Origin of the sequence: Rahnella perminowiae (genome assembly GCF_019049695.1) — a bacterium.
Lineage (GTDB): Bacteria > Pseudomonadota > Gammaproteobacteria > Enterobacterales > Enterobacteriaceae > Rahnella > Rahnella perminowiae.
The window spans coordinates 21926-37101 of sequence record NZ_JAFMOT010000166.1 but is presented as its reverse complement, the minus strand read 5'-3'; the positions used below and the strand labels follow the sequence as shown (position 1 = coordinate 37101).

At 50.4% G+C, this 15176-nt stretch carries 15 protein-coding genes; 11 read left to right on the top strand and 4 right to left on the bottom strand.

The window, feature by feature from the left end; all coding sequences use genetic code 11:
* Window positions 1-183: 183 nt before the first annotated feature.
* The 3 genes from J1781_RS07770 to J1781_RS07760 are packed head-to-tail and all read left to right on the top strand — an operon-like array spanning window position 184 to window position 1771.
* The gene (locus tag J1781_RS07770; RefSeq protein ID WP_129954969.1) at window positions 184-498 is read left to right on the top strand and encodes a YqcC family protein; all 315 of its coding nucleotides are present in this window, start codon (window positions 184-186) and stop codon (window positions 496-498) included.
* A gap of 1 nt (window position 499) precedes the next feature.
* Complete coding sequence (gene truC, locus J1781_RS07765; RefSeq protein ID WP_217233412.1) at window positions 500-1279, top strand: tRNA pseudouridine(65) synthase TruC; 780 nt, start codon at window positions 500-502, stop codon at window positions 1277-1279.
* A 42-nt stretch (window positions 1280-1321) separates the two neighbouring features.
* Complete coding sequence (locus J1781_RS07760; protein WP_129954971.1) at window positions 1322-1771, top strand: flavodoxin; 450 nt, start codon at window positions 1322-1324, stop codon at window positions 1769-1771.
* 88 nt (window positions 1772-1859) lie between these two features.
* Here the strand turns inward: J1781_RS07760 and J1781_RS07755 are convergent, their stop codons facing one another.
* From J1781_RS07755 to map, 4 genes are all read right to left on the bottom strand, one after another.
* Window positions 1860-2249 (bottom strand): DUF3461 family protein, encoded by a 390-nt coding sequence (locus tag J1781_RS07755; RefSeq protein WP_013574189.1) that lies wholly within the window; start codon window positions 2247-2249, stop codon window positions 1860-1862.
* Window positions 2250-2383: 134 nt separating this feature from the next.
* Window positions 2384-3208: a 2,3,4,5-tetrahydropyridine-2,6-dicarboxylate N-succinyltransferase gene (gene dapD / locus J1781_RS07750; RefSeq protein WP_217233411.1), complete on the bottom strand. Its 825-nt coding sequence runs from the start codon at window positions 3206-3208 to the stop codon at window positions 2384-2386.
* Window positions 3209-3254: 46 nt separating this feature from the next.
* Window positions 3255-5945: a bifunctional uridylyltransferase/uridylyl-removing protein GlnD gene (glnD, locus tag J1781_RS07745; RefSeq protein WP_217233410.1), complete on the bottom strand. Its 2691-nt coding sequence runs from the start codon at window positions 5943-5945 to the stop codon at window positions 3255-3257.
* Window positions 5946-6054: 109 nt separating this feature from the next.
* Complete coding sequence (gene map / locus J1781_RS07740) at window positions 6055-6846, bottom strand: type I methionyl aminopeptidase (protein WP_217233409.1); 792 nt, start codon at window positions 6844-6846, stop codon at window positions 6055-6057.
* Between the two features lie 367 nt (window positions 6847-7213).
* Between map and rpsB the strand changes: the two genes are divergently transcribed.
* From rpsB to rseP, 8 genes are all read left to right on the top strand, one after another.
* Window positions 7214-7939: a 30S ribosomal protein S2 gene (gene rpsB / locus J1781_RS07735; RefSeq protein ID WP_013574193.1), complete on the top strand. Its 726-nt coding sequence runs from the start codon at window positions 7214-7216 to the stop codon at window positions 7937-7939.
* Window positions 7940-8086: 147 nt separating this feature from the next.
* The gene (tsf, locus tag J1781_RS07730; protein ID WP_129954974.1) at window positions 8087-8938 is read left to right on the top strand and encodes a translation elongation factor Ts; all 852 of its coding nucleotides are present in this window, start codon (window positions 8087-8089) and stop codon (window positions 8936-8938) included.
* A 159-nt stretch (window positions 8939-9097) separates the two neighbouring features.
* Window positions 9098-9829, top strand: coding sequence for a UMP kinase (pyrH, locus tag J1781_RS07725; RefSeq protein WP_129954975.1), 732 nt, complete (start codon window positions 9098-9100; stop codon window positions 9827-9829).
* A 108-nt stretch (window positions 9830-9937) separates the two neighbouring features.
* Window positions 9938-10495: a ribosome recycling factor gene (frr, locus tag J1781_RS07720; protein ID WP_129954976.1), complete on the top strand. Its 558-nt coding sequence runs from the start codon at window positions 9938-9940 to the stop codon at window positions 10493-10495.
* A 158-nt stretch (window positions 10496-10653) separates the two neighbouring features.
* A complete protein-coding gene (gene ispC / locus J1781_RS07715) occupies window positions 10654-11850 on the top strand; it encodes a 1-deoxy-D-xylulose-5-phosphate reductoisomerase (protein ID WP_217137770.1) in 1197 nt (398 codons plus the stop codon).
* Window positions 11851-12127: 277 nt separating this feature from the next.
* On the top strand, window positions 12128-12886 hold the full coding sequence (gene ispU / locus J1781_RS07710; RefSeq protein WP_129954978.1) for a (2E,6E)-farnesyl-diphosphate-specific ditrans,polycis-undecaprenyl-diphosphate synthase: 759 nt from the start codon (window positions 12128-12130) through the stop codon (window positions 12884-12886).
* Between the two features lie 9 nt (window positions 12887-12895).
* Complete coding sequence (gene cdsA / locus J1781_RS07705; RefSeq protein ID WP_129954979.1) at window positions 12896-13744, top strand: phosphatidate cytidylyltransferase; 849 nt, start codon at window positions 12896-12898, stop codon at window positions 13742-13744.
* 43 nt (window positions 13745-13787) lie between these two features.
* The gene (gene rseP, locus J1781_RS07700) at window positions 13788-15143 is read left to right on the top strand and encodes a sigma E protease regulator RseP (RefSeq protein ID WP_129954980.1); all 1356 of its coding nucleotides are present in this window, start codon (window positions 13788-13790) and stop codon (window positions 15141-15143) included.
* The last annotated feature ends 33 nt before the right edge of the window (window positions 15144-15176 follow it).

Here is a 15176-nt window from a genome sequence, read left to right as displayed (position 1 = left end):
CATCTGTAAAGAAAAAAGTGGCGGTAGTTTGCCCGTATCGGGCGTTTATCGCTACCACGAAAAACTTATGGCTGAATAGTTAAATTGGTTACGATGCAGAAAGTTGGGGCATCAGTCCTTCAATGTTATGCTTTGCGCCGCCCGGCGTAGGCTGCCCGGGGCCATGAACGAAGAGAGGCATTGATGAATACAGAAAACCAGGTTCGCCAGATTTTAGAAGATATCGAACAGGTCATGCGTGATGATAAATTGTGGCATGCCACGCCGCCGGAAGCGGAAGCCTTTGAAAGCAAAGAACCGTTTTCAGTGGATACCCTGTCTGCTGAACAATGGCTGCAATGGGTACTGGTTCCCCGTATGTACGCGTTGCTTGAGGCCCAGGCGCCCTTGCCAACCCGTTTTGCTATCACCCCTTATTTTGAAGTGGCAATGCCTGAAGCAATACGTTTGCTGGCTCAGTTGCAACGCCTCGACGATTTGCTGAACATAGAAGACTGACATGCTGGAAATTTTGTATCAGGACGAATATCTGATCGCAGTGAATAAACCGGCGGGCATGTTGGTGCACCGCAGCTGGCTGGATCGCCATGAAACGGTGTTTGTGATGCAAACATTGCGTGATCAGATTGGTCAGCATGTGTTTACGGTTCACCGGCTGGATAAGCCGACATCCGGTGTGTTGCTGCTGGCGCTGTCCAGCGAGGTGGCGCGTTTGCTGTCTCAGCAGTTTGAAAATAATCAGATGAGCAAGGTATATCACGCGGTGGTTCGCGGATATGTGCCGCAAGAAGGTACGCTCGATTACGCGCTGACGGAAGAGCTTGATAAAATCGCTGATAAATTTGCCAGTCCGGATAAAGCGCCACAGCCTGCCGTCACGCATTATCGCGTCCTGGCTCAGGTTGAAATGCCGGTGGCTATCGGTCGTTACGATACGGCGCGTTATAGCCTGGTAGAACTGAAACCGGAAACCGGTCGCAAGCATCAGTTGCGCCGGCATATGTCGCATTTGCGCCACCCGATTATCGGTGACAGCGCGCACGGAGATTTAAAGCAAAACCGTGGCATGGCGCAGCATTTTGGTTGTTCAGGACTGATGCTGCACGCCAGCCATATGCAACTGCCGCATCCGGTGACCGGAGAATTATTGTCATTACATGCGCGCTGGGATCATCGCTGGCAAAATGTGGTGACGCAGTTTGGCTGGCAGGGAAAAATCCCTCAGCTTGAAAGGGTTGAGTTTGCGGAAACTTACGGTCAGGATAGTCCACAAATTTAAGTCCTTTGATTGAAATATTGGCCTCACACAGGAGTGAATCCCATGGCAGAAGTCGGAATTTTTGTCGGTACGGTATATGGCAATGCGTTACTGGTGGCAGAAGAAGCGGAAACCGTGCTGAAAGGCCAGGGGCATGAGGTGAAATTGTTCGAGGAAGGCACGCTGGAAGCCTGGCAGTATTATCGCCATCATTTTGTGCTGATTGTGACGTCCACTACCGGTCAGGGCGATTTACCGGACAATATCGCGCCGTTATATGTTGCCATCCGCGATACTGTCGGTTATCAGCCGGAGTTGCGTTACGGTATGATTGCGCTGGGTGATATCAGCTACGATCATTTCTGTGGTGGCGGGCATAAACTGGATGATTTATTGCAGGAGCAGGGTGCGTCGCGCATTGGCGAAATGCTGGAAATTGATGCGATGGAAACTGCAGAGCCGGAAACCGTTGCGATTCCGTGGGTGGAAAAATGGGGACAGTTGCTTAAATAACGTCACGCCCTGACGTGTTCTCCGCACCCTCAAAAGGTCAGGCGAAAGCCTGACCTTTTTTGTATTCGCATCTTCTGACCGGAATTTATCAGCGACCGTTGGTGAGTTTTTCCAGATCAGATTCAATCTCGGAAATTTTATTTGCCACGACGGATTCGAGATGACGCAGGTCATCAAGAATTTTACGTTTCAGATCCACTTCGACCTGATCACGCTGACAGATTTGATCCAGCTCATCAATCACATACCGCAGATTCGGGCTGATCTCATGAATTTCTTTATAACCCTGGCCGGCATTATCGGCAACGATAGTTTTACGCTGGCGCGGGTATTTAAATTTCACGCTTTTAGCAAAAAACTCGCCTTTATCTCTGCGGAAATAGATCTTCAGAATGTCGTTATTGGCCTCCTGACGCAGGCTGTAACGATCAATATCGTCGGGATTATTAATGCCCAGGCTTTTCAGATTGTCATACATAGCGCCACCTTCGTTTAGGAGAATAAATCAGAGTGTCATGATGAACTGAACGGCGGCTTTAATCATTGATTAATTGCACACTTTGCCGTTTAGAAGATAAAAAAGCGGGTTATTAATACCCGCTTTTCTCAAGTTTAGTCGATAGTGCGTAATAACTCATTCAGACCCGTTTTGCCCAGCGTTTTCGCATCTACTTTCTTCACGATAACCGCGCAATACAGGCTGTACTTACCGTCTTTTGAAGGCAGGTTACCGGAAACAACAACAGAGCCTGCGGGTACGCGGCCATAATGTACTTCGCCAGTTTCGCGGTCATAGATTTTGGTGCTCTGGCCGATGTAAACGCCCATGGAAATCACAGAGCCTTCTTCAACGATAACGCCTTCAACAATTTCTGAACGTGCGCCGATGAAGCAATTATCTTCGATAATAGTCGGGTTAGCCTGAAGTGGCTCCAGAACGCCGCCGATACCCACGCCACCAGACAGGTGAACGTTTTTACCGATTTGTGCACACGAACCGACAGTCGCCCAGGTATCTACCATGGTGCCTTCATCAACGTAAGCGCCGATGTTGACGTAAGAAGGCATCAGCACTGTATTACGTGCGATGAATGCGCCTTTACGCACTGCCGCTGGGGGGACCACGCGGAAGCCTTCACGCTGAAAACGCGCTTCATCGTAGTCCGCGAATTTCATCGGCACTTTATCGAAGTAACGGCTTTCACCGCCTTCCATAACCTGGTTGTCATTGATTCTGAACGAGAGCAGTACCGCTTTCTTCAGCCATTGATGCGTCACCCATTCGCCATCAATCTTCTCAGCAACACGCAATTCGCCACTGTCGATTTTGCCGATAACTTCAGTGATAGCGTCGCGCGTTACGCTGTCAACGTTAGCCGGGGTGATATCTGCACGGCGCTCGAAGGCTTGTTCAATAACGGTTTGTAGTTGCTGCATCCTGTTCTCTTTCCTGAATTGGTTTTAAAAGATAGTGGTACTTGTATCACATTTTGTCGCCAGGGTTGAGTGCCTCAGTTAACCGGCGTGTGATTTCCTTGCGGGTTTGATTATCCAGCGCACGACGCTCACCATTTGCCAGAATAAATAAATCCTCTACGCGTTCACCGATGGTTGATATGCGCGCACCGTGCAGCGACAGGCCGAGATCAGAGAAGACCTCCCCGACGCGTGCCAGCAGGCCGGGCTGATCCAGCGCCACCAGTTCCATATACGTCCGGCGGTCCGTATGGGTAGGCAGGAAACTGACTTCTGTCTGCACGCTGAAATGGCGCAGTTTCGGCGAAGGATGCCGGGTCCGAGGTGGCTGGTAAGCCTGCGTCATGGATTGTTCCAGCGCATAACGGATCGCTTCATGACGATCTTGTGCCAGCGGACTGCCATCCGGTTCCAGCACGATAAAGGTGTCCATCGCCATACCATCGCGGTTAGTGAAAATCTGTGCGTCATGAATGCTCAGGTTACGCCTGTCCAGCTCACCGGCGACGGTGGCAAACAGATAAGGCCGGTCAGGGCTCCAGATGAATATTTCGGTACCGCCACGCGTTGCCTGACGGCTGACCAACACCAGCGGTTTGGCGGAGTCGTGTTCCAGCAGATGTCTTGCGTGCCAGGCCAACTGATTGGGTGAGTGGCGCAGGAAATAATCTGCACGACAGCGGCTCCAGATCCGGTGCAGTGCTTCTTCATCGATATTGTCCATACGCAGCAATGCCAGCGCCTGCAGACGGTGATGACGCACACGTTCGCGAAGATCCGGCGTGTTTTGCATGCCGCGACGCAATTGCTTTTCGGTGGCAAAATACAGTTCGCGTATCAGGCTCTGTTTCCAGCTGTTCCACAGCGTTTCGTTAGTGGCACAAATATCTGCCACGGTCAGACTGACCAGATAGCGCAGGCGCACTTCGCTTTGCATTTCCGCAGCAAATTGCTGAATTTCATTAGGATCCTGAATATCCCGGCGTTGCGCTGTCACTGACATTAGCAGGTGACAGCGAACCAGCCAGGCCACCAGCTGTGTTTCGCGGGAATTCAGCCCGTGCAGTTCGGCAAATTCCAGCACATCCTGCGCACCGAGGATCGAGTGATCGCCGCCACGGCCTTTGGCGATATCGTGGAACAAGGCAGCCATCAGCAACAGCTCCGGCTGTGGCAGACGCGGATACAATTCCACGCATAAAGGGTGCTTTGGCCGGGTTTCTTCATGGGCGAAGCTTTCAAGTTTTTGCAAAACACGAATGGTATGTTCATCGACCGTATAAGCGTGGAACAAGTCAAACTGCATCTGTCCGACGATTTGCCCCCATTGCGGCATATACGCCCACAGCACGCTGTGACGATGCATCGGCACCAGCGCACGTGACACGGCCCCTGGATGGCGCAGAATCGACATAAACATTTCACGTGCCTGCGGGATCATACACAGAGGCTCTTTGAGATGGCGTCGGGCATGGCGCAACAGGCGGACGGTGGTGGAGTAAATGCCTTTGATTTCGCGATGGCGCACCATCAGGTGGAACATGCCGATGATCGTTTCCGGACGGCGGTCAAAGAGGGTGCTGTCCCGCAGGTCAATCAGGTCACCACGCAGCTGGAAATCCTCATCAAGCGGCCGTGGTTTTTCATTCGGGCCGATGGCCAGAATCGCTTCATCGAACAACTGCAATAACATCTGATTCAGCTCACCGACCCGGCGGGTCATGCGGTAGAAATCTTTCATCATGCGTTCGACGGGCTGATTGCCTTCCCCCTGATATTGCAACAGCTGTGCCACACTTTGCTGGCGATCAAACAGCAGGCGGTTGTCGTAGCGTGGCAGCAGCAAGTGCAGGGCAAAACGGATACGCCACAGGAAGCTTTGACATTCCAGCAGTTCGTTACGCTCGGCTTTAGTCAGGAAACCAAAGGCCACCATTTCATCTAACGATGTGGCACCAAAATGGCGGCGGGCCACCCATAAAATGGTGTGAATGTCGCGCAGTCCGCCGGGGCTGCTTTTGATATCCGGCTCAAGGTTATAACTGGTACCGTGATAACGCTGATGGCGTTCATTCTGTTCATCGATCTTGGCGCGGAAAAAGTTTGGCGAAGGCCAGAATCCGTCACTGAAAATGTGTTTCTGCATACTGAGAAACAGCGCGACATCGCCGCAAATCAGGCGGGATTCAATCAGGTTGGTGGCCACCGTTAAATCAGCTAATCCCTCCAGCAGACACTCTTCCAGCGTACGCACGCTGTGTCCGACTTCCAGCTTAAGGTCCCACAGCAACGTAATCAGCTCACCGATCCGCAACGCCTGTTCATCGTTGAGACGTTTCTGGCTGAGCACCAGAACATCAATATCTGATAAAGGATGCAATTCGCCGCGCCCGTAACCACCGACGGCCACCATCGCAGTTTCAGGAATATTGTCGAAGCCATAGAACGTCCACAGACGCTGCAAAAGTTGATCGATGTAATGCGTCCGGGCATCCACCAGATCTTCCGCCCGTTGCCCGGCATTGAAGGCATCTGCCAGCCACACCTGAAACTGTTCCATATATTGTTTCAGGCTCTGACGGTTTAAATCGTCGTCCGGATAGGCAGAAGGGGAGACGGGCTGTGGCGGGTAAGTGCGGATAAGATCCTGCGTGGTTTGCGGTTGCAGGCTCTTTTCAGCCGAATAGTTTTCAATCATGGGTGCGCAGCCCTACACGTGAGAGACCAATAAACGTGAAAGATAAAAAAACCGGCTTTCGCCGGTTTGATTCACAGATTTATACCCTCTCCGCAGAGCGGGTGACTGTTTAGTCGTGCGTAAGGATAGCCGGGATGGTGTCATCCTTACGCAGCGTCATAATTTCACAACCGTTATCTATGACCACAATAGTATGCTCGTACTGAGCCGACAAGCTGCGATCTTTAGTTTTTACTGTCCAGCCGTCTTTCATGGTGCGTATACGGTAATCACCCGCATTGACCATAGGTTCAACGGTAAAGGCCATGCCAGCCTGTAACACCACACCGCCGTCATCTGCGTCATAATGCAGCACCTGAGGTTCTTCGTGAAAACCTTCGCCAATGCCGTGACCGCAATATTCGCGTACCACAGAGAATTTCTCGGCTTCCACGAATTTCTGGATCTCTTTACCCAGCGTGCGCAAGCGGATACCCGGTTTGATCATGCGCAGGGCGATATACAGGCTTTCCTGGGTGATACGGCAAAGACGCTCGCCCAAAATCGTCGGTTTACCCGCGATGAACATTTTGGATGTATCGCCGTGGAAACCGTCTTTAATCACCGTAACGTCAATGTTGACGATGTCACCCTCTTTCAAAATCTTATCTTCGCTCGGAATACCGTGGCACACCACTTCATTAACGGAGATACAAACAGATTTCGGGAAACCGTGGTAATCCAGGCAGGCTGAAACCGCCTGTTGTTGGTTCACGATATGATCGGCACATATGCGATCCAGCTCACCCGTGCTCACGCCCGGTTTAACGAAAGGTTCAATGATTTCCAGCACTTCTGCGGCCAGACGGCCAGCAACGCGCATTTTCTCGATGTCTTCGGGGGTTTTGATTGAAATAGCCATGTGTTGTCCTGCGGGTTCTGTGCATCAGGTGTGCTTTATTTCTACACCGATGTCGTCAATAATAAGCTGTGACTTATGGTATCAGCCCTGATATTTGCTGCCAAACTATCATTTCCCGTGAAGCAATCTGCTGAACAAAAGTTGCTGTCGGGCCGTTATTTATGGTATAAAGCGCGCCGGCAATCCGCTCTGAGTCTTACGACGCTGAGGGATTAAAGCCAAAATCACTCATTGTGTACTTATTAACGTAAGTAATAACACACACGTATCGACACATACGCCGGGGTGCCTTGGGAATTCGTTCTGCAGGGTCGGTTGTATGGGATACGTGGAGGCATAACCCCAACTACTTAATAGAGGTTTTATCATGGCAACTGTTTCCATGCGCGATATGCTCAAGGCCGGTGTTCACTTCGGTCACCAAACCCGTTACTGGAACCCGAAAATGAAGCCATTCATCTTCGGCGCTCGTAACAAGGTTCACATCATCAACCTTGAGAAAACTGTTCCAATGTTCAACGAAGCTCTGGCTGAGTTGCAGAAGATCTCCTCCCGTAAAGGTAAGATCCTGTTCGTTGGTACTAAACGCGCAGCAAGCGAAGCGGTAAAAGAAGCTGCACACAACTGCGACCAGTTCTTCGTGAACCATCGCTGGTTGGGCGGCATGCTGACTAACTGGAAAACCGTTCGTCAGTCCATCAAACGTTTGAAAGATCTGGAAATTCAGTCTCAGGACGGCACTTTCGAGAAGCTGACCAAGAAAGAGGCGCTGATGCGTACTCGTGAACTGGCTAAGCTGGAAAACAGCCTGGGTGGTATCAAGGATATGGGTGGTCTTCCTGATGCTCTGTTTGTAATCGATGCTGATCACGAACACATTGCAATCAAAGAAGCTAACAACCTGGGTATCCCGGTATTCTCCATTGTTGATACCAACTCCGATCCGGATGGCGTTGACTTTGTTATCCCAGGTAACGATGACGCAATCCGTGCAGTAAATCTGTACCTGAGCGCTGTTGCTGCCACTGTCCGTGAAGGCCGTTCGCAAGATCTGGCTGTTCAGGCAGAAGAAAGCTTCGTAGAAGCTGAATAATAAGGCAAGCTCAGCAGAGCCCTTATTAACCAGGTATTGAAATATGTTGGTTAGGGGGCCTTTATTGGCCCCCTTTGCTTATCTTAAATGCGAGAAATATCTCACCGCAAAAACCCTTTTTGCACTGAGATAATCGAGGAAAATACAATGGCTGATATTACCGCTGCCCTGGTAAAAGAACTGCGCGAACGTACTGGCGCTGGCATGATGGATTGTAAGAAAGCTCTGGTTGAAGCTAACGGCGACATCGAGCTGGCAATTGAAAACATGCGTAAATCTGGCGCGATCAAAGCGGCGAAAAAAGCAGGCAACGTAGCTGCTGACGGCGTGATCAAAACTAAAATCGAAGGCAACTTCGGCGTGATTCTGGAAGTTAACTGCCAGACTGACTTCGTGGCTAAAGATGCTGGTTTCCAGGCTTTTGCTGACAAAGTGCTGGACGCTGCTGTTGCAGGCAAAGTGACTGACGTTGAAGTCCTGAAAGCTCAGTTCGAAGAAGAGCGTATTCAGCTGGTTGCTAAAATCGGTGAGAACATCAACATTCGTCGCGTTCAAATTCTTGAAGGCGATGTGCTGGGCAGCTACCTGCACGGCGCACGTATCGGTGTTCTGATTGCGGCTAAAGGCGCTGATGAAGAACTGGTTAAGCAAATTGCTATGCACGTTGCAGCAAGCAAACCAGAATTCGTTAAGCCTGAAGACGTGTCTGCTGAAGTGGTAGAAAAAGAGTATCAGGTTCAGCTTGACATCGCGATGCAGTCTGGCAAACCGAAAGAAATTGCAGAGAAAATGGTTGAAGGCCGCATGAAGAAATTCACCGGCGAAGTTTCTCTGACAGGTCAGCCTTTCGTTATCGACCCAAGCAAAACTGTGGGTCAGGTTCTGAAAGAACACAATGCTGACGTGATTAACTTCATCCGCTTTGAAGTGGGCGAAGGTATCGAGAAAGTTGAGACTGACTTTGCTGCTGAAGTTGCAGCAATGACTAAACAGTCTTAATCAGTATCTGATACACCCTAAAATGGAACCGCTACGAAAGGGCGGTTCCGTTTTATCCAGCCCCAAATTCCTATTACATTGTGCGTGAAGTCATTCAGACAACGCTATGATGTAAAAACCGACTATCCATTAAGACACATTGCTTCTAGGACAGACACCATGGCTACCAATGCGAAACCCGTTTATCAACGTATCCTGCTCAAACTCAGTGGCGAAGCCCTGCAGGGTAGTGAAGGTTTTGGTATCGACGCGAGTGTATTAGATCGCATGGCTCAGGAAGTGAAAGAGCTGGTCGAACTCGGCATTCAGGTAGGTGTTGTGATCGGCGGCGGTAACCTATTCCGTGGCGCGGGTCTGGCACAGGCTGGCATGAATCGTGTTGTAGGCGACCATATGGGTATGCTGGCAACTGTCATGAATGGCCTGGCAATGCGTGATGCATTACACCGTGCCTATGTTAACGCACGCCTGATGTCTGCGATCCCTTTGAACGGTGTGTGTGATAATTACAGCTGGGCTGAGGCCATCAGCTTGCTGCGTCATAACCGCGTGGTAATTTTCTCTGCCGGTACCGGCAATCCTTTCTTTACCACTGACTCAGCCGCGTGTCTGCGCGGTATTGAAATCGAAGCTGATGTGGTATTAAAAGCCACCAAAGTTGACGGTGTGTATTCAGCTGATCCGGTGAAAAACCCGGATGCGACACTTTACGAAACACTGACCTATCAGGAAGTGCTGGAACAGGAATTGAAAGTAATGGATCTGGCTGCCTTTACGCTGGCCCGCGATCACAATCTGCCAATTCGCGTCTTCAACATGAATAAGCCTGGCGCACTGCGTCGCGTGGTGATGGGTGAAAATGAAGGAACGCTGATTTCTAAAGCGGAATGATCCTTCACAATTGAACATTACGTTCAGCCAGCCTCTGCTGGCATGAGTATTCACGGACTATACTGATGTTATGGTCTGCCAGGTAATCAGCTTTCAAAGGTTCACAACGTGATTAACGAAATCAAAAAAGACGCTGAAATTCGTATGGAAAAATGCGTTGAAGCATTCAAAACCCATATCAGCAAAATCCGTACCGGCCGTGCATCTCCGGGCATCCTGGATGGCATCATGGTGGAATACTACGGTTCAGCAACGCCTCTGCGTCAACTGGCCCAGGTGACGGTGGAAGATTCCCGTACTCTGGCAATCTCTGTATTCGATCGCTCCATCAGCGCTGCTGTTGAAAAAGCGATCATGACTTCTGATTTGGGCCTCAACCCGTCTTCTGCGGGTGCGACAATCCGTGTTCCATTGCCTGCACTGACAGAGGAACGTCGTAAGGATCTCATCAAGGTCGTGCGTGGCGAAGCAGAGCAGGGCCGTGTCTCCGTACGTAACGTCCGCCGTGATGCGAACGATAAAACCAAAGCATTGTTGAAAGATAAAGAAATCAGTGAAGATGAAGACCGTCGTTCTCAGGACGATATTCAGAAACTGACTGATATTTTCATCAAGAAAATCGACGTTGCTTTGAGCGAGAAAGAAACCGAGTTAATGGAATTTTAATCCGGTTTAAGTCTCTCCTAAAGCGCCGCAATTGCGGCGCTTTGTTTTTTAGCAGGCTTTAAATTTTTTACTGGTTCGCACAATCTCATAGACAAGCCAGATAAGAGGTTTCAGACTGTGCACTTTCCAAATTTACGAGCGCTATTCCGGGCATTTTCATGAAAAAAATGACTATTCTTGGTTCGACAGGGTCTGTCGGCACCAGCACGCTTTCCGTTGTCCGGTCTAATCCTGACGATTTTTCCGTTAAAGCACTGGTTGCAGGGCGTAATGTTGACGTTATGGCGCAGCAGTGTCTCGAGTTTCACCCTGAATACGCTTCGATGGCGGATGAACCGTCTGCCCGCGCGCTGAGAGCCATTCTGGCAGAACACGCAAGCCGTACTGAGGTGCTTTCTGGCTCTGATGCTGCGGCTGAACTGGCTGCTCTTGATGATGTGGATCAGGTGCTGTCAGCTATAGTGGGTGCAGCGGGCTTGTTACCGACACTCGCCGCTGTGCGCGCAGGTAAACAGGTACTTCTGGCGAATAAAGAATCGCTGGTGACCTGCGGGCGCATTTTTATGGACGCAGTCCGCCAGAGTCAGTCTCAGCTATTGCCTATCGACAGTGAGCACAACGCGATTTTCCAGAGTTTGCCTGAATCTGTTCAGAAACAACTGGGATATGCTTCCCTCGAAAACCATGGGATCTCTCGCATTATTTTAACCGGATCCGGTGGCCCGTTCCGCGAATTGCCGTTGGATAAATTCCGTGATGTCACACCTGATCAGGCTTGTGCACATCCTAACTGGTCTATGGGACGTAAAATTTCCGTCGACTCAGCCACCATGATGAACAAAGGGCTGGAATATATTGAAGCCCGCTGGTTATTTAATGCCTCTGCGGCTGAAATGGAAGTGATTATTCATCCGCAATCTGTGATCCATTCCATGGTGCGTTATTGCGATGGTAGCGTGCTGGCTCAGTTGGGCTCACCGGATATGCGCACCCCGATTGCGCATGCGATGGCGTATCCGCACAGAGTCACAACCGAAGTCGAAGCGCTGGATTTTTGTAATATGGGTGCGATGACTTTCAGTGCACCGGATTACATCCGTTATCCTTGTTTGCAACTCGCTATTGAAGCCAGCAACACCGGTCAGGCAGCAACGACGGCACTGAATGCCGCAAATGAAATTTCAGTGGCTGCGTTCCTCAATGGCAAGATTCGTTTTACCGACATTGCTTTCCTGAATCGACAGGTGATGGAGCAGATAGTGAGTGCTGAACCTGATTCTGTTGAGGAAGTGTTGGAGATCGACGCACAGGCGAGAGCCAGTGCGTGTGAGAAACTTCATAGATTTGCGCTCTAAGGCTATTTTTGTACTTATGCAGCAGTTTGTTAGCATCACATTGAAATGGTATAGTCTGCGCCACACTGACAGTAGATTTGGCTTTTCAGAGCCTGAATGTTAAAGGTGGAATCGGTGATCTGTCTGTGTAAGCCGTGCCTGCAAGGGAGACACGGCTTTTTTGCGCGTGTAGTCGCATCAGCGACAGAAAGGTGGGCCGCCAGCGGGCGTCAGCCAGAAGAATGTTATGCCAGCCAGAAAGCCGTTGTGTTCTGATAAAAGGAAATGAGTACGCGTTATGTCCCTCGAAAATCAACAGATGTCTGATATGTATTGCGCTCAGCCTCGCCATGTTGCCATTATCATGGACGGTAACGGACGCTGGGCAAAACGTCAGGGTAAAATGAGGGTGTTCGGTCATAAAGCGGGAGTGAAGTCGGTGCGCAAAGCGGTGAGTTTTGCTGCCAGTCATCATCTCGATGCACTCACGCTTTATGCCTTTAGCAGTGAAAACTGGAATCGTCCGGCTCAGGAAGTCTCTGCATTGATGGAGTTGTTTGTCCGTGCATTAGACAGTGAAATTAAAAGCCTGCATAAACATAATGTCAGGCTTCGGGTCATTGGCGATGTCAGTCGCTTTAGTGCTCGTCTGCAGGAACGCATTCGTCGTTCAGAAACACTTACTCAAAATAACGACGGACTTACCCTGAACATTGCTGCGAACTATGGTGGCCGATGGGATATTATTCAAGGCGTTAAAACGCTGGCGGGTCAGGTTGAAGCGGGCACACTGCGGGCAGAACAGATTACCGAAGAATTGCTGAATTCAGCGGTCTGTATGAGTGAACTGGCACCTGTCGATTTGGTGATCAGAACCGGTGGGGAACATAGGATCAGTAACTTTTTGCTGTGGCAAATTGCTTACGCGGAGCTCTATTTTACCGATGTCCTCTGGCCTGATTTTGATGAAAATACCTTTGAAGGTGCGCTGACGGCTTTTGCCCATCGTGAGCGCCGCTTCGGAGGGACTACACCTATCGGCGCTGATGCGTCCTAGGGAGAACATTTGCTGAAGTATCGCATTATCACAGCTCTGATTTTAATACCGATTGTTATTGCAGCACTCTTTTTGTTACCGCCTGTCGGTTTTGCCATCGTGACGTTAGTTGTGTGCATGTTGGCTGCGTGGGAGTGGGGACAACTGGCCGGTTTTGCAAGCCGTAATCAGCGCATATGGCTGGCTATATTATGTGGTTTTCTGCTGGCGGCGATGATGCTGAGCATTCCGGCTTACCAGCAAAGCGTGCATTTGTTGCAAGTCGCAGGCTCCTTATGGGCAGCGCTTGCCTGGTGGTGTCTGGCCCTGGTGCTGGTGGTTGGGTATCCGGCTTCGGCAGCCTTCTGGCGCCACTCTCGTGTGCTGCGTTTGGTCTTTGGCATACTGACCATTGTGCCTTTCTTTTGGGGGATGGTCGCACTGCGCCAATACGGTTATGCGGAAAATCATCATACTGGCGCATGGTGGTTGTTATATGTGATGCTACTGGTCTGGGGGGCGGACTCCGGTGCTTACCTGTTTGGTAAATTACTGGGTAAGCATAAGCTTGCTCCTAAAGTATCCCCGGGAAAAACCTGGGAAGGGTTTACTGGCGGTCTTCTGACTTCAGCCCTGATAGCCTGGCTATTTGGCCGCTATGCGCCTCTTGATGTGGTACCTTCAACCTTATTAATTTGTTCCGTTGTGGCTGCACTGGCGTCTGTGCTGGGTGACCTGACGGAAAGTATGTTCAAACGCGAGGCAGGTATCAAAGACAGTGGTCATATGATCCCGGGTCATGGTGGAATACTGGACCGTATCGACAGCCTGACGGCTGCAGTCCCTGTATTCGCCTGTCTGATGCTGTTAGTGTATTAATCCGTCCATGACGGTAGAAGTTTTCTAAGGAATAGTTAGACATATGATGAACATACTCTGGAGCCTGGCCGCCTTTATCGTCGCATTGGGGGTGCTTATCACCGTGCACGAGTTCGGCCACTTCTGGGTTGCTCGTCGTTGTGGTGTCCGTGTTGAACGTTTCTCTGTCGGGTTTGGACGTGCGCTATGGCGCCGTACTGACCGTCAGGGGACCGAGTATGTTCTGGCCATCATTCCGCTCGGGGGCTACGTTAAGATGCTCGACGAGCGTGTCGAGGCAGTCGCGCCTGAATTTCGTCACCAATCTTTCAATAACAAAAAAATCTGGCAACGTGCTGCTATCATCAGTGCCGGACCTGTCGCTAATTTCATTTTTGCGGTTTTTGCTTACTGGCTGGTTTTCGTCATCGGCGTGCCGAGCGTGCGTCCTGTCGTGGCAAATGTCACTGTCAATTCAGTTGCCGCACAATCCAATATTTCGCCCGGAATGGAACTAAAATCTGTTGCTGGTATCGAAACGCCTGATTGGGATTCAGTTCGCATGGCGTTAATGGGCGAAATTGGTGATGATCAAACGACGGTTGGCGTGGCGCAATTTGGCTCGTCCCAGGTCGTTGAGAAAACCCTGGATCTGCGTCAATGGCACTTTGATCCTGAAAAGCAGGATCCCGTGGTATCTCTGGGTATGATTCCGAGAGGGCCGCAGATAGAATCTGTTCTGCAGGAGGTGCAGCCAGATTCAGCCGCTCAAAAGGCGGGTTTGCAAGCCGGGGACAGGATCGTTAAAGTCGATGGTCAGATTCTGGAAAGTTGGCAGTCTTTTGTCATCCAGGTAAGGGACAATCCGGGTAAACCCATCGCGCTGGAGGTTGAAAGGGCAGGAAATCCTGTCACGTTAACACTGACGCCGGACACGAAGTCCGCAGGCAAAGGCAAAATACAGGGTTTTGCTGGTGTGGTACCGAAGGTGATACCGCTGCCTGATGAGTATAAAACAATCCGTCAGTATGGTCCGTTTGTGGCGTTTTATGAAGCCGGGGATAAAACCTGGCAACTGATGAAACTCACTGTGAGCATGCTGGGTAAGTTAATTACCGGAGATGTGAAGCTGAACAATCTGAGTGGCCCAATCTCCATCGCACAGGGCGCAGGAATGTCAGCTGAATATGGTTTGGTGTCTTATCTCACGTTTTTGGCGCTCATTAGCGTCAATCTGGGGATCATCAACCTCTTCCCATTACCGGTATTAGATGGTGGACACCTGCTGTTTCTCGCAATAGAAAAGCTTAAGGGTGGGCCAGTTTCCGAGCGAGTTCAGGACTTCAGTTACCGCATTGGTTCAGTTTTGCTGGTGTTGTTGATGGGGCTTGCACTTTTCAATGATTTCTCCCGTCTTTAAGACCGGAGATTAGGTTAGGAAGAACGCATAACA